1 protein-coding gene is annotated in these 2807 nt (G+C 62.4%); it reads left to right on the top strand.

Annotated features, from left to right (window positions below; translation table 11 throughout):
* Positions 1 to 291 precede the first annotated feature (291 nt).
* Positions 292 to 2739 (top strand): TonB-dependent siderophore receptor, encoded by a 2448-nt coding sequence (locus ACF8K2_RS12510; RefSeq protein WP_392465099.1) that lies wholly within the window; start codon positions 292 to 294, stop codon positions 2737 to 2739.
* Positions 2740 to 2807 lie beyond the last annotated feature (68 nt).

Raw genomic sequence — 2807 nt, forward strand, 5'->3', positions numbered from 1 at the left:
CGTGGGAGCGGGCTTGCCCCGCGATAGCGTCGGCATGAGCACCCGCACATAGCGATCTGACGCTATCGCGGGGCAAGCCCGCTCCCACGCAGCCAGTCCCACGTAGCTCGCTCCCCCGCAGGCAGTTCCCAAGCAAACAGTTCCCACGCAACCCGTTCCCACGCAGCCAGCGCCTTGCGCGTTTGTACACCTGGCAGATTGACCAAAAAATAATTTCGACAGCCCCCTGTCACTTTTCAAATCTCGTTCGGCAAGGAAGCAGTTAGCACTTATCCGTCGAGGAGCCGCTGCATGTCCCGTGCTGTTGATTGTTTCCTGCGCCCCAGCCTGATGGCTCTGGCCATTGCCCTGGCCGCGCCGTTTGCCAGCCCTGCCGTTTACGCCGCCGAACAGTCCGTGCGCGCCTATGATCTGCCTAGCGCGCCACTGGCGACCACGCTGAACCAGATCGCCAGCCAAGCCGGCATCGCCCTGGCCATTGATCCGGCGATCGTCAGCGGCCGTACCTCGGCCCCGGTCAGCGGCCAATACGACGCCCTTGGCGCCCTGCAAGCGGCCCTGCGTGGCAGCGGCCTGCAACTGCAACAGAGCAGCGTCGGCAGCTATAGCCTGGTTGCCACCCCAGACGGCAGCCTGGCGCTGCCGGAGACTGCGATCAACGCCAACAGCGACTATGAAAGCGCCTGGGGTGCATCCAGCGGCTACGTAGCCACTCGCACCGCCGCAGGCAGCAAGACCGATACGCCAATCGTCGAGGCGCCACGCTCGATGAGCGTGATTACCCGCCAGCAACTGGACGACCGTCAGGTACTCAACCTCAACGACGCCCTGCGCTACACCGCTGGCGTGCAGAGCAGCGGCTATGGCTCCGACTCGCGTGCCGACTGGCTGCGCGTGCGCGGTTTCGACCCAACCCAGTTCCTCGATGGCCTGCCGCTGCCCAAGGGCTCGTTCGCCAACCCCAAGGTCGAGCCGTGGAACCTTGAACGCATCACTGTGCTGCGTGGTCCGGCCTCGTCGGTGTATGGCCAGACCCCGCCAGGCGGCATGCTCGACATGGTCAGCCGCCGCCCGCAAGCCGAGAGCGCCAACCAGATCGAAGCCCAGGTCGGCAGCAACGAACACAAGCAGATCAACTTCGACAGCACTGGCAAGATCGACGACGAAGGCCGCTTTCTGTACCGCGTCAGTGGTGTAGTGCGCGACAGCAACTCGCCCATCGACCATATTCCGGACAAGCGCTATAACCTCGCCCCGAGCCTGACCTGGAACATCGATGAAGACACCAAGCTGACCTTCATCTCCCAGTACACCCGCGACGATACCGGCATCACTGGCCAGTTCCTGCCCCTACAGGGCACCAAGCTGGACTCTCCAGCCGGCAAGATCTCTCATCACAAGAACCTCGGCGAACCGGACTGGGATTTCTACGACCGCACCTACTACGCCCTGGGCTATGCCTTCGAACACCGTCTGAACGACACCTGGCAGTTCCGCCAGAACCTGCGCTATACCAAGAGCGACCTGGCGTTCCAGGCCGTCAACGTGGGCACCATCAACACGGTCGACGCCGATGGCAACGTCAACCGCGAGGCGGGCATCGTCAACGAAGACATCAGCCAGTTCGCCGTGGACAATAATTTCCAGGCCGACTTCCAGACCGGCGCCATCAGCCACACCCTGCTGCTGGGCCTGGATCACCAACGCTCGAACACCAACTATCAGTGGCTGTATGGCGGTTCGTACGTGTATGACAGCAATGGCAACGTGATTGGCAACAATGTGCCGCCAATCAACGTCGGCAACCCGGTGTATGGCGGCGACATGTCCAATGTCAGCTACTTCGCCCTGCAGGACTTCAGCCAGAAAACCCGCCAGACCGGCGTCTACATCCAGGACCAGATGGCCTTGGACAACTGGCGTCTGACCCTCGGCGGGCGTGAAGACTGGGTGCACACCGGCACCGTGTTCCACAACAAGGCCGATGCCACCAGCACCCAACGCGACAAGGCCTTCAGCGGTAACGTAGGGCTGAGTTATGTATTCGACAACGGCATCACTCCGTACATCTCCTACACCGAGTCGTTCCAGCCGGCGATGGGCGCCAACGTCGATTCGGCGCAATCGTTCGACCCGACCGAAGGCCGTCAGTACGAAGTGGGCGTGAAGTACCAGCCTGTCGGCAGTCAGACCTTGCTCACCGCAGCGGTGTATGACCTGACCCAGGAAAACGTGCGCGTTACCGAAGGCAGCATTACCCGCCAGGTCGGCGAGTTGCAGGTGCGCGGCCTGGAACTGGAAGCCTCCACCCAGCTGACCGACAACCTCAAGGCGATTGCCTCCTACACCTACACCGACACCGAGATCACCAAGGGGCTGGCGAGCGAGAAGGGCAACCGCATGGCGTTGATCCCGCGCAACCAGGCAACCCTGTGGGCCGACTACACCTGGCACAGCGGCCCGCTTGACGGCTTCGGCATTGGCGGCGGCGTGCGCTACGTGGGCGATACCTATGGCAACACTGCCAATACCGAGATCGCCCACGTCAGCTCGTACACCGTCTACGATGCCTCGGTGCATTACGACCTCGGCCGCCTGGACAACAGCATGAAAGGCCTGAGCGTGGCGGTTGAGGCGAAGAACCTGTTCAACAAGGACTACCTGTCCAACTGCGATGGCTACTGGTGCTACTACGGCGACGAGCGCAATGTGGTGGCCAGCGTTAACTACAAGTTCTGAGCCATGCAGGGGCCGCTTTGCGGCCCATCGCGGGCAAGCCCGCTCCTACAGGGATCGCGCCGTCCTGT

This window comes from Pseudomonas sp. xss_2, from assembly GCF_043104195.1.
Taxonomy (GTDB): Bacteria; Pseudomonadota; Gammaproteobacteria; order Pseudomonadales; family Pseudomonadaceae; genus Aquipseudomonas; species Aquipseudomonas urmiensis.

Coding starts and splice junctions, on each gene's coding strand:
- ACF8K2_RS12510 (WP_392465099.1), top strand. CDS start 292: ATGTCCCGTGCTGTTGATTGTTTCCTGCGCCCCAGCCTGATGGCTCTG.